Source organism: Priestia megaterium, from assembly GCF_041941685.1.
In the GTDB taxonomy this organism is placed as follows: domain Bacteria; phylum Bacillota; class Bacilli; order Bacillales; family Bacillaceae_H; genus Priestia; species Priestia megaterium_C.
In genome coordinates, this window is sequence record NZ_CP130958.1 from 994,512 (window position 1) to 1,015,100 (window position 20,589).

Annotated in this window: 26 protein-coding genes and 1 pseudogene; 18 read left to right on the top strand and 9 right to left on the bottom strand. The window is 38.0% G+C overall.

Annotated features, from left to right (window positions below; all coding sequences use genetic code 11):
- The first annotated feature begins 218 nt into the window (after nt 1-218).
- The 5 genes from Q5794_RS05225 to Q5794_RS05245 all read left to right on the top strand — a co-directional run bounded on the left by Q5794_RS05225 (nt 219) and on the right by Q5794_RS05245 (nt 3,038).
- Nucleotides 219-830, top strand: a complete 612-nt coding sequence (locus Q5794_RS05225; protein WP_048020133.1) for a sigma-70 family RNA polymerase sigma factor — start codon at nt 219-221, stop codon at nt 828-830.
- Entirely contained in the window at nt 823-969 is a 147-nt protein-coding gene (locus Q5794_RS05230; RefSeq protein WP_013055696.1) for a YvrJ family protein, read from the top strand. The genes Q5794_RS05225 and Q5794_RS05230 overlap by 8 nt, the downstream gene beginning before the upstream one ends.
- A gap of 4 nt (nt 970-973) precedes the next feature.
- Nucleotides 974-1,201 carry a helix-turn-helix domain-containing protein gene (locus Q5794_RS05235; protein WP_214985081.1) on the top strand — a complete coding sequence of 76 codons (228 nt, stop codon included), beginning with the start codon at nt 974-976 and terminating at the stop codon, nt 1,199-1,201.
- Between the two features lie 373 nt (nt 1,202-1,574).
- On the top strand, nt 1,575-2,195 hold the full coding sequence (locus tag Q5794_RS05240; RefSeq protein ID WP_214985085.1) for a LytS/YhcK type 5TM receptor domain-containing protein: 621 nt from the start codon (nt 1,575-1,577) through the stop codon (nt 2,193-2,195).
- A gap of 18 nt (nt 2,196-2,213) precedes the next feature.
- Nucleotides 2,214-3,038, top strand: a complete 825-nt coding sequence (locus Q5794_RS05245) for a GGDEF domain-containing protein (protein ID WP_374988770.1) — start codon at nt 2,214-2,216, stop codon at nt 3,036-3,038.
- Between the two features lie 98 nt (nt 3,039-3,136).
- On the opposite strand, the gene Q5794_RS05250 is transcribed toward Q5794_RS05245, so the two are convergent.
- From Q5794_RS05250 to Q5794_RS05270, 5 genes are all read right to left on the bottom strand, one after another.
- Nucleotides 3,137-3,310 carry a twin-arginine translocase TatA/TatE family subunit gene (locus Q5794_RS05250; protein WP_013055701.1) on the bottom strand — a complete coding sequence of 58 codons (174 nt, stop codon included), beginning with the start codon at nt 3,308-3,310 and terminating at the stop codon, nt 3,137-3,139.
- Between the two features lie 73 nt (nt 3,311-3,383).
- On the bottom strand, nt 3,384-3,698 hold the full coding sequence (locus tag Q5794_RS05255; RefSeq protein WP_047933611.1) for a multidrug efflux SMR transporter: 315 nt from the start codon (nt 3,696-3,698) through the stop codon (nt 3,384-3,386).
- 1 nt (nt 3,699) lies between these two features.
- Nucleotides 3,700-4,041, bottom strand: coding sequence for a quaternary ammonium compound efflux SMR transporter SugE (gene sugE / locus Q5794_RS05260; protein WP_192996761.1), 342 nt, complete (start codon nt 4,039-4,041; stop codon nt 3,700-3,702).
- A gap of 42 nt (nt 4,042-4,083) precedes the next feature.
- A complete protein-coding gene (locus tag Q5794_RS05265) occupies nt 4,084-4,623 on the bottom strand; it encodes a TetR/AcrR family transcriptional regulator (RefSeq protein WP_374988771.1) in 540 nt (179 codons plus the stop codon).
- A 135-nt stretch (nt 4,624-4,758) separates the two neighbouring features.
- A complete protein-coding gene (locus Q5794_RS05270) occupies nt 4,759-5,412 on the bottom strand; it encodes a hypothetical protein (protein WP_374988772.1) in 654 nt (217 codons plus the stop codon).
- A gap of 909 nt (nt 5,413-6,321) precedes the next feature.
- Here Q5794_RS05270 and pgsB point away from each other — a divergent pair.
- The 6 genes and pseudogenes from pgsB (at nt 6,322) to Q5794_RS05300 (ending at nt 12,707) form a co-directional block, all read left to right on the top strand.
- Nucleotides 6,322-7,503: a poly-gamma-glutamate synthase PgsB gene (pgsB, locus tag Q5794_RS05275; protein ID WP_268576386.1), complete on the top strand. Its 1,182-nt coding sequence runs from the start codon at nt 6,322-6,324 to the stop codon at nt 7,501-7,503.
- Between the two features lie 16 nt (nt 7,504-7,519).
- Nucleotides 7,520-7,969, top strand: a complete 450-nt coding sequence (pgsC, locus tag Q5794_RS05280; RefSeq protein WP_013055707.1) for a poly-gamma-glutamate biosynthesis protein PgsC — start codon at nt 7,520-7,522, stop codon at nt 7,967-7,969.
- A gap of 40 nt (nt 7,970-8,009) precedes the next feature.
- A complete protein-coding gene (locus Q5794_RS05285; protein ID WP_374988773.1) occupies nt 8,010-9,206 on the top strand; it encodes a CapA family protein in 1,197 nt (398 codons plus the stop codon).
- Nucleotides 9,207-9,235: 29 nt separating this feature from the next.
- Nucleotides 9,236-10,798 (top strand): gamma-glutamyltransferase family protein, encoded by a 1,563-nt coding sequence (locus tag Q5794_RS05290; protein WP_214985103.1) that lies wholly within the window; start codon nt 9,236-9,238, stop codon nt 10,796-10,798.
- A gap of 20 nt (nt 10,799-10,818) precedes the next feature.
- Complete coding sequence (locus Q5794_RS05295) at nt 10,819-11,022, top strand: CapE family protein (protein ID WP_013082014.1); 204 nt, start codon at nt 10,819-10,821, stop codon at nt 11,020-11,022.
- Between the two features lie 123 nt (nt 11,023-11,145).
- A pseudogene (locus Q5794_RS05300) lies at nt 11,146-12,707 on the top strand (gamma-glutamyltransferase family protein).
- Nucleotides 12,708-12,733: 26 nt separating this feature from the next.
- On the opposite strand, the gene Q5794_RS05305 reads toward Q5794_RS05300, so the two are convergent.
- Nucleotides 12,734-13,183 (bottom strand): staygreen family protein, encoded by a 450-nt coding sequence (locus Q5794_RS05305; protein ID WP_214985106.1) that lies wholly within the window; start codon nt 13,181-13,183, stop codon nt 12,734-12,736.
- Nucleotides 13,184-13,331: 148 nt separating this feature from the next.
- Between Q5794_RS05305 and Q5794_RS05310 the strand changes: the two genes are divergently transcribed.
- The 3 genes from Q5794_RS05310 (at nt 13,332) to Q5794_RS05320 (ending at nt 14,993) form a co-directional block, all read left to right on the top strand.
- The gene (locus Q5794_RS05310; RefSeq protein WP_013055713.1) at nt 13,332-13,499 is read left to right on the top strand and encodes a hypothetical protein; all 168 of its coding nucleotides are present in this window, start codon (nt 13,332-13,334) and stop codon (nt 13,497-13,499) included.
- Nucleotides 13,500-13,730: 231 nt separating this feature from the next.
- The gene (locus tag Q5794_RS05315; protein ID WP_214985109.1) at nt 13,731-14,204 is read left to right on the top strand and encodes a hypothetical protein; all 474 of its coding nucleotides are present in this window, start codon (nt 13,731-13,733) and stop codon (nt 14,202-14,204) included.
- Nucleotides 14,205-14,333: 129 nt separating this feature from the next.
- Nucleotides 14,334-14,993: a haloacid dehalogenase type II gene (locus Q5794_RS05320; RefSeq protein WP_214985112.1), complete on the top strand. Its 660-nt coding sequence runs from the start codon at nt 14,334-14,336 to the stop codon at nt 14,991-14,993.
- Nucleotides 14,994-15,023: 30 nt separating this feature from the next.
- Here the strand turns inward: Q5794_RS05320 and Q5794_RS05325 are convergent, their stop codons facing one another.
- The 3 genes from Q5794_RS05325 to Q5794_RS05335 all read right to left on the bottom strand — a co-directional run bounded on the left by Q5794_RS05325 (nt 15,024) and on the right by Q5794_RS05335 (nt 17,482).
- The gene (locus tag Q5794_RS05325) at nt 15,024-15,206 is read right to left on the bottom strand and encodes a CsbD family protein (protein ID WP_374988774.1); all 183 of its coding nucleotides are present in this window, start codon (nt 15,204-15,206) and stop codon (nt 15,024-15,026) included.
- 140 nt (nt 15,207-15,346) lie between these two features.
- Nucleotides 15,347-15,841, bottom strand: a complete 495-nt coding sequence (locus Q5794_RS05330; RefSeq protein WP_214985118.1) for an NUDIX hydrolase — start codon at nt 15,839-15,841, stop codon at nt 15,347-15,349.
- A gap of 90 nt (nt 15,842-15,931) precedes the next feature.
- Nucleotides 15,932-17,482, bottom strand: a complete 1,551-nt coding sequence (locus tag Q5794_RS05335; RefSeq protein WP_374988775.1) for a family 10 glycosylhydrolase — start codon at nt 17,480-17,482, stop codon at nt 15,932-15,934.
- 215 nt (nt 17,483-17,697) lie between these two features.
- Between Q5794_RS05335 and Q5794_RS05340 the strand changes: the two genes are divergently transcribed.
- The 4 genes from Q5794_RS05340 to Q5794_RS05355 all read left to right on the top strand — a co-directional run bounded on the left by Q5794_RS05340 (nt 17,698) and on the right by Q5794_RS05355 (nt 20,577).
- On the top strand, nt 17,698-18,552 hold the full coding sequence (locus Q5794_RS05340) for a MurR/RpiR family transcriptional regulator (protein WP_214985124.1): 855 nt from the start codon (nt 17,698-17,700) through the stop codon (nt 18,550-18,552).
- 14 nt (nt 18,553-18,566) lie between these two features.
- Nucleotides 18,567-18,872, top strand: coding sequence for a PTS sugar transporter subunit IIB (locus tag Q5794_RS05345; RefSeq protein WP_214985127.1), 306 nt, complete (start codon nt 18,567-18,569; stop codon nt 18,870-18,872).
- Between the two features lie 82 nt (nt 18,873-18,954).
- On the top strand, nt 18,955-20,256 hold the full coding sequence (locus Q5794_RS05350; protein ID WP_374988776.1) for a PTS sugar transporter subunit IIC: 1,302 nt from the start codon (nt 18,955-18,957) through the stop codon (nt 20,254-20,256).
- 54 nt (nt 20,257-20,310) lie between these two features.
- Complete coding sequence (locus Q5794_RS05355) at nt 20,311-20,577, top strand: hypothetical protein (RefSeq protein WP_214985133.1); 267 nt, start codon at nt 20,311-20,313, stop codon at nt 20,575-20,577.
- The last annotated feature ends 12 nt before the right edge of the window (nt 20,578-20,589 follow it).

Sequence of the window (20,589 nt, forward strand, 5' to 3'; positions counted from 1 at the left end):
TATTTGTTCGTCTTTAGATTGGATTCATTTAGGTATGTCTCAACCTCTTTTGTTTTTTACTGATTCTTTTCTATTATTAATGAGCCTTTCATCATATTGACATAAAAAACCTAATATAGTTAAATTTATATAAGAACAAATGTTCGTTTTCGGTGTTGTTATTTTACTCTTTTCTCCCTTTTTAATAAGTATAAGAAAAAAAGGAGGAGATTTGCACAATGACTCAGCTCTATTCGCAGCAAGAAAAGCGGCACGACAAAGAATGTACCTTTCATACATTTCTTACAAACCACAGCGCAACTCTTCAGACTCATATAATGAATACATTTTTGACACCAGAACGCTATGAGCGATTACAAAAAGCGGTTGTTAAAAATGATACAAAAGAACAAAGACTTCTAAACAAAGAATTTCATCAGTTTTATAGCGAAGTTAGATTGCTTCATTATATTAACAAGCTTTGCAGACATTATTCCAGAGATGTTATGCGTGTCAAAGAAAAAGAGCGTTCTTATATTCCTCTTCGCCTGCAGCAGCCGGCTGCGCTAGATGGAAATCGAACAGTTGAAGATATGCTAGGAGTACAGGACGGGGCTGTATGGGAGCATGAATTTTTAGGAAATCAACTTGAAAATCGTATTCTTCATCATGCTTTTCGCCAATTAACGGCCAAGCAGCAGTGTATGCTGCACTTGATTATTGTCGAACGCTGGACTCATAAAGAAATCGCTGCTTATTTTTCTATTTCTCAGCAAGCGGTTTCTAATCATTATCAACGTGCGCTAAGCAAGTTGAAAAAAATTATGAAGGTGAGTGATAGATATGTTTGATCCTCAGTGGCTTCAACTTGTTGGAAACGTAGGATTTCCCGCTGTCCTTTCTTTTTATTTATTACTGCGTGTAGAAAACAATATAAAGCGACTTGAAGAAAAAGTGGAAGAATTAACAACTGACTTAAGAAAGAAGTGAAGAAATGGAAACTTTATATGAGCTTGTAAATAAAGTGAAAGCTGGGGATGAAGAGGCGTCAAGGCGTTTATTAAAAAAGCTGGAACCAAAACTAAATAAAGCTGTCCAAAGCTTTTCACTGCATGAGAGAGAAGACATAAAGCAAGATTTAAAGATTAAAATTCTTTCCGCTGTTAAGACGTTTGATTTTTCCAAAACGCCAGGACTTTGGGAATTTTTACGCCATAAATAAAAAAGAGCGCTCGTTGTATCGACGCTCTTTTTTTATTTTTGCTGAAGTTCCACTACTTACCTTACAGTGAAAAATACAAAAAATAGAAATGGATAAATATTAAAAAAAAGGTAAAAGGTGATGTGTACAAATAGAGTTTAGTAGTATACTAACAAGTAGAATTTCTTGTATAAAAGGAAGATAGTCACTCTTTATATAGAGAGGATTATCGGCAATGAATAGAGGATAGAAGAGTTTTATTTAATGAAGGAAAAAATAGTGCTGTTCGATAAATAAAACAGCACTATTTATAAAAAAGCGGCAGTAAACAATATGTAAGCTAAGAAGCCTATTGTTTTTTGTTTTAGCTTTTTGGAAAGAGGTTAAGAATAAAGTGAGTCAACTTCTCTTTAATATCACGTTAATTATTTCTTTCATGTTTGCTGCGAGTATAGTTCGAGAGCAAATCATTTATAGAGTAGAAGGAATAAAACGGTACAAAATGTATCGCTTAATTTATTACGGATGTTCTTACGGACTATTAGGCAGCATTTTAATGATATATACAATTAAAATAGATTCTACTATTATTCTTGACCTTCGCTTTTTAGCGGTGACAATTGTTTGTCTTTATGCAGGAATGGTACCGGCTATCATTGCGGCTTGTATTATAGGGGTAATGCGTCTGCTTTTGTTTGGAATTACGGCAAGCGGAATAGTAGGCGCTTCTACAATTATCGTAATGGCTTTACTGTCTGGGTGGACGGTTCGCTTACCTTATCGTCCATTTATTCGTTTTCAATTAATGAATTCTATCAGCTTGCTTTGCGTATTTTTCTCATTGTCCTTTCTTTTTAAAGATATCGAGCGCGCTGCTACAATTATCATCTATTTACTGCCTGCTTCTTTTATAGGTGGGTGTCTAGTGTATTTGGTAGGTAGATATATATATGTATCTCGAGTAACGACAAGTCAGCATAAAAAGCTGTCTAAAATGTTTTCGGTTATGGTTTAAAATGCAAAGACAGGTACCATGATTGAAACGCCAGAGCGCGAAGTAGCCGTTAGTAATCAAACTTTTTGTGACATGTTTGATATACCCGGACCTCCTAATCAATACGTTGGATTGAAAAGTAATCAGCTGTTTTTATCTCACGCTCCTATGTTGAAAGATCCTGCTAGGTTTTTAAAAACGGTAGAAAGCACCGTTTATTCAAAAGAGTCAATAGTAGATGAAGAAATTACGTTTATTAACGGTAAAATTTATGCGCGTGACTACATTCCAATCTATGAAGGTCATGTGTATATTGGCCACTATTGGGAATATCGAGATATTACGGAGAAAAAGAAGGCTGAGTGTAATCTTCGCAAAGCCAATAAAAAGCTTGAAATGCTGTCCATGAAAGATGGGTTAACGGGTCTGAACAACCGCCGATCTCTTGATAAACAGCTGGAAATCGAGTGGGAATACGCACGGAAAGAAAAAGAGCCGCTTTCTTTTCTTTTATTTGATATTGATTATTTTAAAGCGTATAACGATACCTATGGCCATATTCAAGGAGACGAATGCTTAAAAGAAGTAGCGAATATTGCTAAAAGCGTTGTCTTTGGCGAATCGGCTTTTGTCGCAAGATACGGAGGAGAAGAGTTTGGTATATTGCTTCCTCGAGCTAATCAATATGAAGCGATAAAAATGGCAGAAGCTATTAGACAGCAAGTGGAGCAGCGTGGCATTATCCATCAAGCTTCTGACGTGTTTAAGTGTATCACAATCAGTGTTGGAATAATGACAGTTGTTCCATCCGAAAACATACCGCCGATTTCAATTGTCCATCAAGCAGATCAGGCTTTAATATGAAGCAAAGCGTACGGGTCGAAATCGAATTTTAGTATATTCTCACCACAAAGAAGCTGACTCAAACGTTTGAGTCAGCTTTTAAAAGAGATATAAGCCCCTTATTTAGGAGGAGCTTTTTCTTTTTCGTCTTCTTCCATAATTCCTTTTGTAGCGTTTTTAAACTCTTTTAACGTTTTTCCGGCAGCTTTCCCTAATTCCGGAAGTTTCTTTGGGCCAAAAAGCAATAGAGCGACAAATACAATTAAGGCAATTTCTCCAAACCCAAGGTTCATTGTCATCGTCTCCTATTTTTTGAAAGTGTTTACAAGTTTAGTATAGCATGAAAAGAAAGGAAGTAGTACAGCATTATCCAGTGATTTTAAGGCCGATTACACCTGCTACAATACAAAAAATAAATAAAATTCGACGCATATCTTTTGCTTCATGAAAGAAAAGCATGCCAAGAAGTACGCTTCCGGCAGCTCCTACTCCCGTCCATATGCCGTAAGCTGTTCCAATAGGTATCTCCTTTAATGCTAAGGAGAGAAGATAAAAACTTCCTGCACCGAAAAGGATAAATCCAATCGAAGGAAACAGCCGCTTAAACCCATCTGAAAGTTTTAAAAAAATCACAAATCCCACTTCACAAAAACCGGCAGCTATTAATGCAATCCAAGCCATGTTAAGATTCCTCTCCTTCTGTTTCTTCAGTAGAAATTAACTTTAAACCAACGATTCCAAAGATCATTAATCCTAAAAATAAAATCTTTCCAATATTTGTTCCTTCGTCTAAAACGGTCATTCCAAGTATCGCTGTGCCAGCAGCTCCTATACCAGTGAATACTGCATAAGCTGTTCCGACAGCAATTTTTTTTAAGGCATTTGAAAAGAAATAAAAGCTGATGACAATTGTGATGATCGTAATAATTGTTGGAGTTACTTCAGTAAATCCGTGTGAATATTTTAAGCCGATTGCCCATACAATCTCGAGCAAACCAGCGATAATAAGGTAAATCCAAGCCATGTTAATTCCTCCTTGCATAATAATAAGCCCTTTTTACAGGGCCTATTTAGCACGTATGCCTTCCCAAAATATCGTCCAAGCATCGTGGATTTTCTGGTCATAATACTCTGGTTCATAATAAAAGCGCTGAATGAACAGTCCGTCGGTTAAACAATAAAAGCTATTGATATACAAATCAATTGGACGTTCAATTATTTCGCCTTCAGCCATTCCCTGTGTAAAAATAGCATGCAGAATTTGATCAGACAATCGTTCGCTTCTTAAGAAAATAGCTTTTACTTCCGACTGCAAATGTTCAGGTGGAAACAAAATAAGACGACGGTACATCTGGCCAAAAGAATCTTTTTCAATCATCGTGCAGAAATCTACAACAAAGCAGTGAAGCTGTTCTTTAGCAGACTTTGTTTTATGCTGTTCGTATATAACAGGTAACTTTGTTAGGAATAAATTCATTAAATCATGCACGGTTAGTAAAAATAAGTCGTCTTTGTTCTTAAAATGAGCATACAGGGAAGGTTTTTTTATGCCTACTTTTGATGAGATATCAGCAAGCGATGTTTCTGTATAGCCTTTTTTCTCCAAAGAGCTCCATTGCTGCAGCTCTAATTTTTTCTACAGTTGATAATTCGCTCAAGAAATGCTCCTCCTCAATCTAACTAACGGTCGTTAGGTAAAAGATATCAAATATAAAAAAAGAAGCAAGGGAATCGCTTCTTTTTAATGTATTTTCACTAAATGACGCTGAGTTAAAAATAAAGAGAAGATAAAAATAAGCTCAAACGTATTTGTTACAGCTGTGCTTGGTATAGGAATTGACACGGCACTTCCTACAATCATCACGGCTACTCCAATAATCATGCTGCTCCATTGCGTCTTGCGAAATAAGGAAATTCCAACAAAAAGCAAAATAATCGCCACAATGAGAACCATAAGAGGGGGACCGGATGATCCCACTAATGTATAGCGAACAATGCCATATTCACGTACAACTTCCATGCGCTGACTAATCGTCGCGATTGTTTCATAGCTAATTAAGGCAAACGTGGTTAGCAAAAAAAGAATGCCGGCAACAGGTTTTTTAGCCCATGTAATTGTCGAATATTTCGCTACGCCATACGCAAAGAGCACCAAAGTAGGGGTAAATAAAGCGTGAAACCAAAAGCGAAGCATGCTGAGTGAACGTAAAGTATCGCCTTCACCGATAAATGAACCAATCCCAATCATTATATTATCGTAAATTAGTCCAGCTATTACTAAAGGAAGAAAAAGCATGTAAAACGGCGAAGTGTTTTTTCTTACTACATATATGCTAAAGAAAAACAGGACAATATAGCAAAAGGAAAATAGAAAATAAAGGATTGTATCAACCATTGTTTTCCTCCTTTTGATGATACTTCTTCTTTTTATGATAACATCATATGCCAAAAAAGTGAGAAATCATGCATTTTTCTAGGCAATCTTATCGGACGAAAGCTGCCTTCATCGGTAGAAAGATTCAGAAAATATTGAAATAAAAATAGGAAAAGAGGCCATAGTCAAGAGATTTAGATTTACTGAATTGATTATTAAATAAAGGAAATCTATAAAATAACAACAAAAGAACTAGACGCGTATGAAGCCTAAATACTTATATAATTAGAAAAAAATATTTAATGTCCTTTCTATTTAAGTAAGTTAAATGTAAGCAGAAAATGATAAGTAAATGTATTTTTTTAACTTTTATATCTATCTATCATCCTTACAAGTACGGTTGTTAGACAAATTAAATTGGTATATCCATAAAAAGGTATTAATGGAATAAAATATTTTTTATCCCGCCTTTATATTACAAAACGTTTTCTAAAGTTAAGAAATTTTTAATTACGTAATATTTCCGTGTGTTAATTGTAAGAGTGATGTATAAAATATTCCTGTTGTTATGGTAAAAAAAGGTATTAATGGGATTTTTCTAGGTAAATAAACTTTAGACCTATTCTGTAAATTTTAAATAAAACAATGAGTTTTTAATTCTGTAAATAGACAATCGGAATTGTAAGAATATATAACATTTGAGCTATTGACCACTAATGAGCGCAGATGATAGTTTTAGAGCTGTTGAAATTGGTACTCGAGTCCATTTTTCAAAGCAGGTGTTTTAGCAGCATGCTAGCGCTGTTAATTGATTTAGCTCCCATACATATATAAAGGGAGTGAAACTATGAAATCGTATATCTATCATTATGAATCAAAAGCATTCATAACGTATCCAACAGGAGAAGTTTGGAAGGAGAAGAATGAAACATGATCTTAATTATCCTATGCTGCCTATTTTTAGTAGGGTATGGCGTTTGGGAGTATCGCAGACATTTACGCAAGCTGCATTCAATTCCTGTACGAGTGAATGTTAATGGTATTCGCGGAAAATCCACCGTTACACGATTGATTACAGGTATTGTAAAAGAAGCAGGTTACAAAACAGTAGGGAAAACGACAGGAACACAAGCGCGTATGATCTACTGGCATACAAGTGAAGAAGAACCAATTATTCGTCGTAAAGAAGGTCCGAACATTGGAGAACAGCGACGAGTAGTAAATGAAGTTGCCGATATTGGCGCGGAAGCTCTTATTTGTGAATGTATGGCTGTACAGCCCGATTATCAAATCACATTCCAAAATCAGCTGATTCAAGCCAAGGTAGGCGTTATTGTAAACGTACTAGAAGATCACATGGATGTAATGGGTCCAACTCTAGATGAAGTTGCTCAAGCGTTCACTGCTACTATTCCTTATAATGGCCACCTTGTTACAATTGAAGGTCCATATTTGGAATACTATAAAAAAATAGCCGCAGAGCGCAACACAAAAGTTATTGTAGCTGACAATGATAAAGTATCTGAAGCGTATTTACGTGAATTTGATTATATGGTTTTCCCTGATAATGCTTCCATCGGTTTAGCAGTAGCAGAAGCACTTGGTATCGATGCTGAAACAGCGATGAGAGGAATGTTAAATGCCCAGCCTGACCCAGGAGCAATGAGAATTACAACGTTTGGCGATGAAAAAAGTCCAGCATTTTTAGTGAATGGATTTGCTGCCAACGATGCTTCTTCCACGCTTCGTATTTGGGAACGTGTAGATTCAATGAACTATAGTGAAAAACTTCCTATTGTCATTATGAACTGCCGTCCGGACCGTGTAGATCGCACGGAGCAATTTGCTGAAGATGTAATGCCATACATTGAAGCGGACGTAATGATTGCAATTGGTCAGACGACCTCACCAATCGCTGCAGCATATCAAAGAGGCGAATTGCCGACAAAAGAATTCTGGGATATGGAAGGCGCTTCTACAGAAGAAATTTTAGAGCGCATGAAGCCTTATTTAAAAGATCGTATCGTATACGGTGTCGGAAATATCCACGGTTCAGCCGAGCCGCTTGTTGAAGCTATTATTGAAATGAAAAAGATGAGAAAAGCAGTTTAATCTAGGAGGCCATTTCATGTTCGGATCAGATTTATATATTGCCCTTGTGTTAGGGGTTACACTAAGCTTAATTTTTACAGAAAAAACGGGCGTATTGCCAGCCGGTCTTATCGTACCGGGATATTTAGCTCTTGTATTTGATCAGCCAATTACTATTTTAATGATTTTCTTAATTAGTATTTTAACGTATGTTATCGTCGTGTACGGAATCTCAAAAGTAGTTATTTTATATGGACGTCGCAAATTTACAGCGATGTTAATTACGGGTATTGTGATTAAAGTTGCATTTGATTATTTCTTCCCGATCTTGCCGTTTGAAGTGTTTGAATTACGCGGAATTGGTATCATTGTACCGGGCTTAATTGCAAATACAATGCAAAAGCAAGGTCTTCCTTTAACAGTTGGAACAACGGTTTTATTAAGTGGTGTAACATTTGGAATTATGCAAGTTTATTATTTATTTTAATACACAGACAAACCGCAGCTGGTAAAGGAAGGTGAAAGCGTTGAAAGAGAAAAAATTAAATTTTCAAGAAAAAGTATTGATGTTTATAAAGAAAACAAAGCCTACAACGGGCAAGCAAGCTCTTATCTTAACGCCAATTTTAATCGTAATTTTAGCTCTTTCAGGATGGATGGAGCGTTCGGATGCTCTTGAAAACCCTGAGACGGCTAATCCAGAGGCCAATAATGATTTAACGATGACTATGGTCGGAGACATTATGATGGGTCGCCATGTAAGAGAAGTAACTGAACGCTACGGAGAAGATTTTGTATTCCGCAACGTGGAGCCGTTCTTTAAAAATTCGGATTACGTAAGTGGGAACTACGAAACGCCGATTTTAACAAATGACGTAGATTCATATAAAGCAATGGATAAAGGTATTCATTTATATAGTAAGCCTGCTGATCTAGCGACTGTTAAAAATGCAGGTTTCGACGTATTAAACTTAGCGAACAACCATTCAATGGACTACAGTGCAAAAGGGTTAGAAGATACGATCTCTACTTTTGAAGCAAACAAATTAGATTTTGTTGGTGCTGGCCATAACTCTGAAGAAGCAAAGCATATTTCGTATAAAGATGCTGACGGTATTCGCATTGCAACCGTAGGGTTTACGGATGTATATTCAGACGGAATGTCGGCTGGAAAAAACAACCCAGGTATTTTAAAAGCAGATCCGGATCTTATTTTCAGCACGATTCAGCAAGCGAAAGCAAATGCTGATTTAGTTGTAGTAAATGCCCACTGGGGTGAAGAATACGATGCACAGCCAAGTCCTCGTCAAGAAGGACTAGCAAAAGCGATGGTAGACGCTGGTGCGGACATTATCATTGGTCACCATCCGCACGTTCTACAGTCATATGACGTATATAAAGGTTCGGTTATTTTCTATAGCTTAGGAAACTTTATTTTTGACCAAGGGTGGTCAAGTACAAAAAATACAGCGATGGTTCAGTATCATTTAAACAAGCAGGGCCAAGCTAAAATTGATGTTATTCCAATGGTTATTAAAGCAGGTACACCAACTCCAACAGATAACCCTTGGCGCATGAAGCGTATTTATAACGATTTAAACAAGTTTTCTTCAAACCCTGAACTGTTAGAAAAAGAACGAAACAAGTTTGAATTAAACTTAGATCATTCTCGCATTATAAAACATGCAGAGGAGCGCAAAAAGAACGAAGCGCAAGCTAACTAATAGCCCGTCATACACAGAGGAGGTAAAAGATGATAAATAAACGTAATACGATTATTGTTTCCATTGTCATCTTTTCACTCATAGTAGGTGTATGTGTTTATCAATTTATGTTTCCAAAACAAGAATATGCAGTAAGTACTTCAGATCCTCGCGCCACAAAAGTAGGTATGGAAATTCTTAAACAAGGCGGTACAGCAGTTGATGCAGCTATTGCCATTTCCTACACGCTTGGTGTTGTGGAACCGTACGGATCAGGACTTGGGGGAGGCGGCGGAATGCTGATTGATCCAGCAGATGCCTCTCCAACATTTATTGACTACCGAGAAATTGCACCTAAGAATGATAAAGAAGATGAGATTGGCGTACCAGGGTTCGTTGCTGGTATGGATTATATTCAGCATCACTACGGATCTATGTCGATGAGCAAACTAATCGACCCGGCCATTAACTATGCCGAGAATGGGTACAAAGTGGACAAAGATTTGCACGATAGGCTGGTTTCATACAAAAGTAATGTGAATGAAGATGAAATTCCTAGCTTTTATCCAGATAAAGACCCCATTAACACAGGTGAAATTGTCAAACAGCATGAATTAGCGAACACGCTGCAAAAGATTAAGGAAGAAGGGCCAAATGCTTTTTATAGAGGGAAAATTGCAGACGATATTACAGAAGAAACAAAAGTAAGTCACAAAGACTTGCGAAAGTATGCGCCTGTTGAACGCAAACCTCTATCGACCAATTATAAAGGTCATCAAATTATTTCAGCACCTCCGCCTTTTGCTGGTGCTACGCTTATTCAAATGTTAAAAATGACGGATCAAGAAGATATTTGGAAGCTGAAGGAATCGCATCCTAGTCTTTATTATCATTTTCTTGGTCAAATTTCAAAAGTAGCTTATCAAGACCGCTTGAAAAAAATCGCTGATCCGGCTTTTATAAAAGAAACGCCAAATGATTGGATCGACGATCATTACGTGCATTTACTTCGTAATAAATTAAATAATACTGAAACAGATCATACCAAAGTAAGCGACGTCGAAGAACATGAAAGTACCACTCATTTTGTTGTCATGGACGGTGAAGGAACCGTTGTATCAACAACAAATACGCTGAGTAATTTCTTCGGCAGCGGTGAATATGTAGATGGATTCTTTTTAAATAATACGCTCAATACGTTTGGGGAAGGAATTAATAAGCGTCAACCTGGTAAGCGTCCAAGAACATTTACAGCCCCTACCATTATTCGTGAAGGTGATGAATGGGTAATGTCCATTGGCACACCGGGAGGAAATCGCATTCCTCAAGTGTTAACGCAAGTAATTGGGGATTATTTTGAAGACAAAGATTCCATTAAAAACGCAGTAGAAAACAAGCGTGTCATTTTTGATTCTCATAAGTTTTATTCAGAAGCTAAGCTTAAACAGTCAACTAAAGATGGTTTAAAAACGTACGGCTATGACTTAAAAAACAATGATAACGCGATGTTTTACGGAGGCGTTCAAGCACTTGTGAAAGACTTAAAGAAAAACAAAATTCAAGGTGACGCTGATCCGCGCCGCCACGGTTTATGGGAAAAAAGTACAGACTAACTTAATTGGAGGAATAGAAAATGATCGCAAAACGAATCGTAGGGATTGTAGGACCAATTGCTATTGTAGCAGGAGTAGTAGCAGGACTTGGTGCTTTAAAACATCCGGCTACTCTTTCAACGGATGAACAGCAAAAAATTGAAAATAATGTAAAAATGATTGAGCAAACAAAATCAGCTGCTACAGATGCAGTAAATGATGCTGCGGCAGCTGCTGGAAAATAAGTCTTATGTAGTAACAAAAAGGCATCGTCCAAGACGATGTCTTTTTTGTGTTCAATGTAATGTATGGATAAAAATGAAAGCGCTTCACAAAATATACAGATGAGTAAAAATGGAGGGTAATATGTGAATAAAAAATTACTGTTGTTTAATATTATTGCTTTTTTATTATTAATTTGCGTTATAGCCGCTTTCTTTATGACTCAATCGAGTACAGACCTTAGTCCTGAAAAGCTGCTTAAAAAAAATAATGATCATTCTTATGGTGTGAGTTCTTCTAATTCTCTGGCAGCAAATGTAGGGATGGACGTATTAAAAGAAGGCGGGAATGCAGTAGATGCGGCCATTGCTATTTCGTATGCCCTCAACGTAGTCGAACCTTTTGGATCTGGAATTGGCGGAGGTGGAGGTATGCTGATTGCCAAAAAGGATCAGCCTGCTACCTTTATCGATTACCGGGAAACCGCTCCAACTTCTATGAACGGTAAAAACGGCGTGCCGGGATTTGTCGCTGGTATGGAATATATTCAGCAGAAGTATGGTACAAAATCAATGAATGATTTAATTCAGCCGGCTGTTGAATACGCTGAAAAAGGGTTTGAAGTAGACTCTCTTTTATCTTCTCGATTATATTACTCTAGAGGAAGGATGGATGTAGACAAACTATCCGCTTTTTATCCGAAGGGAGAAGCAATCGAAGAAGGAGAAACGCTGTCGCAGCCCGTGTTAGCTAAAACGCTAATCAAGATTCAGCGAGAAGGTGCATCTGCATTTTATAAAGGAGATGTGGCACAAGATCTTGCTGATGCAACGCCTATTTCTAAAAAAGACTTATCTTCCTATCAAGTGACAGAAACCAAGCCTGTCGTTTCAACTTACAATGGAACGGAAGTGATTTCAGCGCCTCCGCCTTTTTCCGGAATTACACTGATTCAAATGTTAAAAATGGCAGAAAAAGAAAATCTTGAAACAATGCCTGACAAAGAATATTACGAAACGATGAACAGAATTAAAAAAGCAGCTTACTCCGACCGGTTAAAACAAATCGGAGATCCAGATTTTCATAATCAAAACTCAAGTGAATTAGTTAGTGATGATTATATAACAAACTTGGTCAATCACCCGACACGTTCTTTAGGTGAAGGCGATGAAGAACACGAAAGTACAACACATTTTGTAGTTATTGATTCAGAAGGAACCGTCGTATCTACAACCAATACGTTGAGTAACTTCTTTGGTACAGGCGAACAAGTTGACGGCTTTTTTCTTAATAACAACGCTGATACCTTTGGAAGCAAAGAGCCGAATAATCGCGAGCCAGGAAAAAGGGCAAGAACCTTTACGGCTCCAACTATTATAAGAGAAAAAGGTGAGTGGGCGATGGGAATAGGTTCTCCGGGCGGAACGCGGATTCCCCAAATTTTAACTCAGGTACTTTCTAAAAACCTTGAAGGAAATGAACCGCTTCAAGAGGCTGTAAACGAACCGCGATTTATTTTTGACGATTCGACTATTTATGTAGAGCCCGATTTAAATACAAAAAATATTCCTTCTGCGTTTCGAATAGAAAAAAGAAAAGCGACGTCTTTTATGGAGGTATCCAAGCGTTAACCATTAATTTTCAAGATAAACAAATGGAAGGAGCGGGAGACCCTAGAAGGAATGGAGTTTGGAAAACAGGAGACTAACGAAGTAAAGATCCCTTCTCATATGCTTAGGCATAGTGAGAAGGCGTTTGAAAATATCGAATGGAATGAAAATCTTTGTCGCTGGAATGAAAATGTACGTAAATGGGGGAACGATCTAAAGCAGGGTGAGCGTTGAAAAACGTGGCATCACCGTAGCGCAAAGCTTTTAGCAAGTAAGGCATTTCCTGTTTGAAAATAGTATATCGTATGGCTTGAACGGATTTTTCCGTTTGTTCATTTCCAATAAATACGTATACATACAGCGTATCAACACCGTCTTTGTGGAGCCATTCGGCAAAAAGCTCATTTCGCTGCTCATTTAATTGATCAACAGCAAACTTTTCGTCGATCCAAAGAAATAAATCGTCTGTTTGTTCAGAATGTGTGAGCGTATAGCGTCGCCCAATAAAAGGAAAGGTGGGTGTGCTTCCTTGCCGGTATGTGACGCTAAATTGCTGAGGATTAAAAGCAGACAAACGGCATCTTCCTTTCACGCTTTTAAGTAGTTTATGCATAAAAAAGAGAAATTTCACACATTCGTCAAGAATTTTAAGCTGTTTTTCTTACATGCATACTTATGAAAAAGTTGTTACACTGAAGAAAAGAAATAGTGGGTGATAAAAGATGGAGCCGCTGTATATTGTTTTATCGATTTTTTTAGCAGCGATGCTATCGTATGATATTGCTAAATTTGTTCGAGGGGACCGGCCAGATTGGAAAGAGGGTCTCGTGACGGGCCTTGTGTTCGTGGGCTTTTTAGCAGCCATGCAAATGGCTTTTCACATTGTATAGCGACGAAAGGGGCTGGGACAAACGTAGTTTAGTTGAAGGAAGATCCGAACGATGAATCGTTCGGATCTTTTATGGTTAGGGTGAACGTAGATTTCATTTATCCCATTGATTTCGTTATGTCCCAACCTCTTTTTTGAAGATATGCCGGATAAGTTTAGTCCGGCAATACTAAAAAGCTTGGATATCGAATAAGCTGTTGTATACTGCATTTTTGATAAAGGGGCTTTTTACTTGTATCGAAAAAAAACACTGCTTTTGAAGCGAAGTTTAGGAGTAGCTGTGTTTCTTTCTGTTATTGCGCTGGGAATTTGGATGTTTCAATTTACATTCTTTTCTCCGAGTCATCAAGCTAAATCTGCCGTAAAAGAATTTTATACGCTGGAACAGGAAGGGAACTTTTCGGAATCATGGGACCTTTTTCATTCATCCATGAAAAAGAAGTGGACAAAAGGTGCATACATACAAGATCGAGCACACGTATTTCTCAATCATTTTGGGGTAGACACCTTTACTTATTCCATTGAAGATGTTGAAAAAAGAAAGAGCTGGAAGATGGAAAATGATCGTAAAGCGTTTCCTGTTGTTTACGAAATGATCGTGATCCAAACGTATAAAGGGAAATATGGAAACTTTGATTTGGTGCAGAAAGTGTATGCTGTTCGTGAAAAAGGAGAATGGAAAGTCGTGTGGGATTATAAACAGTAGGAGAGCCTGCTGTTTTTTTATCTTCATAAGAAATGAGCATACCTCAGCTGTTAATAGGCATCTTTTTTAACAGAAAAAACGTTATGTTTTTTTGCGAGTGGGTAAAATGAAAGAAGGAGGCGAACACCGATGAAATTTAAAACGATTTTATTTGATGCATATGGAACACTGTTTGATGTACATACCGTTATTGAAACGTGTGATAAGCTGTATCCGGAACGAGGAGAAAGTATTAGCCATTTATGGCGTTTGAAGCAAATTGAATATGCAATGCAATATCAGCTGATGGGACGATACGTTGACTTTTATACATTAACAAATCAATCCCTGAAATATGCAGCAGAAGCAAATGATATTGATTTAACGGAACACGAAGAAAAAATGCTGCTGAGTGCTTACATGAAGCTCAATGTCTACGATGAGGTCAAAGAGGTGCTCGCCTATTTAAAAGAAAAAGGATATCGTCTGGCTATTTTTACGAATGGTCCTAAGCACATGATTGATCCGCTTGTTTCTTATCACAATATGAATCATTTATTTGAAGACGTTATTTCCGTAGACGAAATCAAACAGTACAAACCTACGATGGCAAGCTATCACTATGCAAAAAACAAAATGAACGCAAAAAGAGAAGAAGTATTATTTTTGTCATCGAATACATGGGATATTGCCGGTGCTAAAAACTATGGGTTCGCAACGGCTTGGGTCAACCGAAAAGGAAATGTAGCTGAACATAAAGAATTGCAGCCAAACGTAATCATTACAAGCTTAAATCAGCTTATTAAATAAAAAAAGAACGAGCATTAAGCTCGTCCTTTTTTATTTATTGCTAAATGTATCTTTTGTTTCGCCTACTGCTTTTTGAGCATTTCCTTTTGTTTTCTCAGCTTTTCCTTCACGCTGAAGGTCGCAGTTATTCGTTGCATTTCCTACTTGATCTTTTACTTCACCTTTAGCTTTTGATACATTTCCTTTAACTTTATCTCCTAAACCTTTACTCATTTTAATCTTCCTTTCTATTAGTAATTAAGTAGTGTTACTTGTCTGTTCCACCATTAGAAAGAAATTAAACATATTTTCTGATTTCAACTTAAACAGAAGCTAAGCGTACGATATTCAGAAGTAATGTTTAGGCACTATTATTATTGTTCGGCGGTTTTAAGCTCCCAATCATCATAAATCTGAGATTCGTAAGGCCATGATAATAAGCTTAAAGATTCCACTGCTTTTAGAACAAGAGGCGAAGCATTATCGATGTTGAGATCCTGCGGTGCAATCCACAATGCTTCCAAAGAATCCTGTCCTTCAAACTGTACGGGGTGGGAAAGAAGCTTACCGCCGGCAATGTTTACGTAATAAAAAACAGCAATGTGATGCACGTGAGTAAATTCTTTCCACTTACAAGGATACTGAAAATCTGTTGTACCCGCTTGAGAAACAATGTTAATCTCAAAGCCCGTTTCTTCCACAAATTCTCTTTTCATCGCTTCCATTAATGTTTCACCGTGCTCTAGCTGTCCGCCTGGCAAATCAAAACGATGAATATACGGACCTCTATTTTTTCGAATAACAAGCAGCTGGTTATCTCGCATACAAATTCCATATACGCCAAAAGCGCGATCATAGTTTGGTTCCATCTTTTTTTCACTACTTTCTATAACAGAATGGCTTGATAAAGCATAGTTTGATTTCTTTATCCTACCATACATTTTGCTATAGAACCTTTTTTAATGAGATGGTTTTAGAGTAAGCGTGCGGGAAACGGCACTTTCGTTATGCAAACGGTCAACAGAGGTTACAACATATGTGTATGTTTGATTTTTGAGTGCATTTTGATCTACAAACAATTGTTTTTCTCCTGTTTTTCGAACGGTTGTCAGCAAGTTTTCTGCGTTGTTAATGTCGCCTTTTTTATTGCCTTGAAAGCGATAAATGGCATAATAAGCGGAATCATTCTGCTGGTGATCTCGAATTTCAAATGCTGCTTCTTTTGTATGAGGGCGCGCATTTTTTAATTTTGGTGCTTTTGGGGCCGTATTATCAAGCCAAGGCATTGCTGGAATAAGCGCAGGGTGTTTATAAATATCGTTTTGCAGCTTGTCTTTTATTCCTAGCGGGTTTCGGTTCAAATCTTTCAGGCTAAAATGCATGCTCCCTTGTACTTCTGGAAACTGGTGATTCAGAGCAATTTGCCTTGGATACTCATCAGGATCAGACCAAGCTTCCACCGCGTTGTTATTAATTTTGTAAGCAGCTTGTCCAATATAAAGGTGGACTGGTTTTCCGCGCACTTCATCTCTCCACCAGTTGAGCAGCGTATCGTAAGCAGCGGGTTCAAATCCGATATTCCAATAAATTTGCGGAGTGATGTAATCAATGTATCCATTTTGAATCCACGTACGCGTATCGGCATACAAATCATCGTAGTTTGTTTGTCCGGCAGTCGTCTCAGAGCCGGTTGGATCATTAGCGATGTTTCGCCATACGCCGAACGGACTGATGCCAAACTTCACGTATGATTTTGTTTTTTTAATAGACTTATTTAAATCTCGAACAAGCTGATTAACATTGTCACGCCGCCAGTCTTCAACATTTGAAAACGTTTGAGCACCGTAGGTTTCATATGTTTTTTGATCTGGGAACGTTTGACCTGCAATTTTGTAAGGATAAAAATAGTCGTCCATATGAACAGCATCAATATCATAGTTTCTTACGACTTCGAGCACTTCTTCAATAATAAAGTTTTTTACTTCTGGAATACCTGGGTTATAGTAGAGTTGTTTTCCGTAGGAGACGACCCAATCAGGATGTTGTTTGGCAGGGTGATTATCGGCTAGTTTGTTTAAATCAGTATGATTCATTGTAATGCGGTAAGGGTTAAACCATGCGTGGAATTCTAAGTTGCGCTTGTGTGCTTCGTCTACCATAAAGGCCAGAGGATCATAGCCGGGATCTTTTCCTTGTGTACCGGTTAAATATTCTGACCACGGGCCATATTTTGACGGATAAAAGGAATCAGCGGTCGGTTTAATCTGAACAACAACAGCATTCATTCCCATCTTTTTTACTTCATCTAGCAAATAGGTAAACTCTTTTTTCTGCTGTTCAACCGGAAGACCGGGCTGAGAAGGCCAGTCAATGTTGTATACGCTTGCAATCCAAGCGGCTCGAAGCTCCCGCTTTTGATACGTAGTAGGTACGTCTGCTTTAGCAGATAATGTGCTCGAACAAAACAGCAGCAAAAACAAGATGCCTCCAACCCATTTTTTAATATGCATGTTCGTTCCTCCTTCTTTTTTGGTTGAGATAAAATTTCTTTCATAATATAGCATGCGGTCGTTATATTCACAATAGGTTTTAATGAAATATTCTGAAAAATAAAATAAAGTTTTAAAAATATCAGAAAAATATTGAAATTAAACTTCAGAAAAAATATAATAATGGTAATTTAAAGAATATTTTAGAAATACGTTACTTAAAGATGGAGGAATTCATGCGCCAATTTTCCGTACTTACTTTAATCGATGCACAAATGAATCATTACAGTCCCGCTGAAGGAAGAGTAGCTGATTACGTGCTAGAAAATCCCACGACCACGTTGAACTTAACGACCAAACAGCTAGCTAAGCAGTGTCAGTGCAGCGAAGCTACGATTATTCGCTTTTGTCAGCGTGTAGGCATTAATAGTTTTAAAGAATTAAAGATTGAATTAGCAAAAGATGCTCATAAGGTGAATACCGAACAGCTGCCGAATCTTCCAGTTAATTTTGAAGATGAGACCGATGCTGTGCTTGAAAAAGTCATAAGCAAAAGTATGAGCGCACTGATGAATACAAGTCGATTAGTGAGCACTTCTGCAATTGATGCAGCTGCGGAAGCCATTCATGGAGCGAAACGAGTGTTTTTATACGGAGCAGGAGGATCATCTGTAGTTGCACTAGATGCTCAGTATAAACTGCTTCGAATTGATATTTCGGCTCTGTTTTCATTAGATAGTCATGTTCAAATGGTGATGGCTACGAATATGACAAAAGATGATGTGCTGTTTGTGGTATCCACTTCCGGTCAAACAAAAGAAGTAATAGAGCTGATGCAAATAGCCAAAGACAAAGGAGCAGCCGCCATTTTGCTAACGCAGCACGGATCATCGCCAGCTTCTAGGTTAGCTGATATTCTGCTGACTATTTCGGTAGAAGAACAGCATATTCGAATTGGAACGATGAGCGCTCGTATTGCTCAATTAGCCATTGTAGATGCGATGTTTATACGGTTATGTATTCAAAAAGGCAATCAAGTGTTTGAACGCATAATCGATACACATAATGTAATTCAAAAAATAAAGAGGTAGGGGGAAACGAAAAAATGAAGGTATTGTTTGTATGTTCTGGAGGAATGTCAAGTGCGATTGTGGTAAAAGCATTAAAAACGGAAGCACAAAAGCACGGAACGGATATGGAAGTGCTGGCAATTGGAACGAATGAAGTGGCAGAGGAAATTAAAAAGGGCTGGGACGTTGTAATGGTTGCACCGCAGATTCGTCACCGGTTTAACGCAGTGAAAGCGGAAGCAGATAAAGCTTCTGTTCCATGCGGGCCCATTCCGCCGCAGGCTTATACGCCGCTTGGAGGTCCGACGCTTTTTAAAACGGTTCAACAGCTCGTTAGCTAAGAAAAGCAGGTGTATTCCTGCTTTTTAAATAGATAAGGGGTTTTATTTACACAAGGGGAGAATATAGAGGGGGAAAGGGTATATGAGCAAATTTGTGTCTTTTTTAGAGAACAATTTATCGGGACCTATGGCCAGGTTATCAGAACAGCGGCATCTTCAAGCCATTCGCGATGGTGTTATTTCCGCTTTGCCGTTTATCATTATCGGAAGTTTTTTCTTGATTCTAGCATTTCCGCCTGTGCCGCAAGATAGCACAATTGCGAAATGGGCCGCTGATAACAGCGCCAACATTTTAATACCGTATCGAGTAACGATGTTTATTATGTCTTTATATATAGCCTTTGGGATAGGATACAACTTGTCTAAAAGCTATAATCTCGATCCGCTGTCAGGAGCGCAAATTGCGGTAGCTGCACTACTTCTTACGCTGACTCCAAAGCTGATTGAAGAAGAAGGGTTTATGCTTCCAATGACAAACCTTGGAGGTCACGGTTTATTTGTAACGATGATTGTATCGATTTTATCGGTCGAAATTCTCAGGTTTTGTAAAGCAAAAAATGCCACCATAAAAATGCCGGAACAAGTGCCGCCTTCGGTATCGAGATCTTTTGAAGCACTAATACCGGTTGCGATTGTTGTTGTACTTATGACGATTATTACTATTGTTTTAGGTATCGATCTTCACCATTTAGTTGATAAACTAGTTGCTCCGCTTGTGGAAGCTGGAGATAGTTTAGCAGGAGTGTTAATACCGGTTTTCTTAATTACGTTTTTCTGGTCATTTGGAATCCACGGCGTCTCTGTTGTTGGGACAGTGGCAAGGCCTGTATGGGAAGTGTATTTAGCCAAAAATGCTGAAGCGGTAGCAGACGGAGCTTCCACACTTCCTTATATTGCACCTGAAACGTTCTTTCAGTGGTTTGTTTGGATCGGAGGATCTGGAGCGACGCTGGGCCTTGCCTTAGCGATGCTGTTTTTCTCAAAATCTAAATATTCGAAAGCGCTTTCTAGGACATCTTTTATTCCAGCGGTTTTTAATATTAACGAACCAATTATTTTCGGTCTGCCAATTGTGTTAAATCCTATTTTAATTATTCCATTTATCATTATCCCGATTATTACAACGATCATTTCATACGCAGCAACGGCAACAGGTCTTATTACGCCAACCTACGTAATGGTTCCTTGGACGCTCCCGGCACCGATCGGAGCTTATCTATCAACCGGAGGAGACTGGCGGGCGGTTGTGCTAGTCGTTATTAATATTGCTATTTCTGTTGTCATTTATCTTCCGTTCTTTAAAATGTACGACCGAAAGATGGTCGAAATGGAAAAAAGCGATGAAGCAACGGTTGCACCATCCGATAATTCAGTTCAAATGTAAAAAAAGAGAAGCCAACTTGTTTGGCTTCTATCTCTTTAATAGGAGTTGAGATCAATGTTTGTTCGGTTTCGATATAAAACGGTGTTTTTATTTCTGTTAACCATGGTGCTTTGTAACGTTATTTTTACACCTTTGCTGCAGTACGCTGGTTTATCGGCGCAGCATAGTTTGTTTACCGTTACAAGTCTATCAGCAGCTTTGCTTACAACATTTATTTCTATCCGGCTTTCAACCGCAGCTTTATCTAAAACTGCCGTTTGTATACGCTTCGCTTTACTTGGAGCAGGGTGTACAGCCGTTACATATTTAGCTGTTTTTTAACAAGGAGGGACA

Bases quoted from the DNA above. Each gene is read 5' to 3' on its own strand.
- Q5794_RS05225 (WP_048020133.1), top strand. From the start codon at position 219: ATGACTCAGCTCTATTCGCAGCAAGAAAAGCGGCACGACAAAGAATGT.
- Q5794_RS05230 (WP_013055696.1), top strand. From the start codon at position 823: ATGTTTGATCCTCAGTGGCTTCAACTTGTTGGAAACGTAGGATTTCCC.
- Q5794_RS05235 (WP_214985081.1), top strand. From the start codon at position 974: ATGGAAACTTTATATGAGCTTGTAAATAAAGTGAAAGCTGGGGATGAA.
- Q5794_RS05245 (WP_374988770.1), top strand. From the start codon at position 2,214: ATGATTGAAACGCCAGAGCGCGAAGTAGCCGTTAGTAATCAAACTTTT.
- Q5794_RS05250 (WP_013055701.1), bottom strand. From the start codon at position 3,310: ATGAACCTTGGGTTTGGAGAAATTGCCTTAATTGTATTTGTCGCTCTA.
- Q5794_RS05255 (WP_047933611.1), bottom strand. From the start codon at position 3,698: ATGGCTTGGATTGCATTAATAGCTGCCGGTTTTTGTGAAGTGGGATTT.
- sugE (WP_192996761.1), bottom strand. From the start codon at position 4,041: ATGGCTTGGATTTACCTTATTATCGCTGGTTTGCTCGAGATTGTATGG.
- Q5794_RS05270 (WP_374988772.1), bottom strand. From the start codon at position 5,412: ATGGTTGATACAATCCTTTATTTTCTATTTTCCTTTTGCTATATTGTC.
- pgsB (WP_268576386.1), top strand. From the start codon at position 6,322: ATGATCTTAATTATCCTATGCTGCCTATTTTTAGTAGGGTATGGCGTT.
- pgsC (WP_013055707.1), top strand. From the start codon at position 7,520: ATGTTCGGATCAGATTTATATATTGCCCTTGTGTTAGGGGTTACACTA.
- Q5794_RS05290 (WP_214985103.1), top strand. From the start codon at position 9,236: ATGATAAATAAACGTAATACGATTATTGTTTCCATTGTCATCTTTTCA.
- Q5794_RS05295 (WP_013082014.1), top strand. From the start codon at position 10,819: ATGATCGCAAAACGAATCGTAGGGATTGTAGGACCAATTGCTATTGTA.
- Q5794_RS05310 (WP_013055713.1), top strand. From the start codon at position 13,332: ATGGAGCCGCTGTATATTGTTTTATCGATTTTTTTAGCAGCGATGCTA.
- Q5794_RS05320 (WP_214985112.1), top strand. From the start codon at position 14,334: ATGAAATTTAAAACGATTTTATTTGATGCATATGGAACACTGTTTGAT.
- Q5794_RS05325 (WP_374988774.1), bottom strand. From the start codon at position 15,206: ATGAGTAAAGGTTTAGGAGATAAAGTTAAAGGAAATGTATCAAAAGCT.
- Q5794_RS05330 (WP_214985118.1), bottom strand. From the start codon at position 15,841: ATGGAACCAAACTATGATCGCGCTTTTGGCGTATATGGAATTTGTATG.
- Q5794_RS05335 (WP_374988775.1), bottom strand. From the start codon at position 17,482: ATGCATATTAAAAAATGGGTTGGAGGCATCTTGTTTTTGCTGCTGTTT.
- Q5794_RS05340 (WP_214985124.1), top strand. From the start codon at position 17,698: ATGCGCCAATTTTCCGTACTTACTTTAATCGATGCACAAATGAATCAT.
- Q5794_RS05345 (WP_214985127.1), top strand. From the start codon at position 18,567: ATGAAGGTATTGTTTGTATGTTCTGGAGGAATGTCAAGTGCGATTGTG.
- Q5794_RS05350 (WP_374988776.1), top strand. From the start codon at position 18,955: ATGAGCAAATTTGTGTCTTTTTTAGAGAACAATTTATCGGGACCTATG.
- Q5794_RS05355 (WP_214985133.1), top strand. From the start codon at position 20,311: ATGTTTGTTCGGTTTCGATATAAAACGGTGTTTTTATTTCTGTTAACC.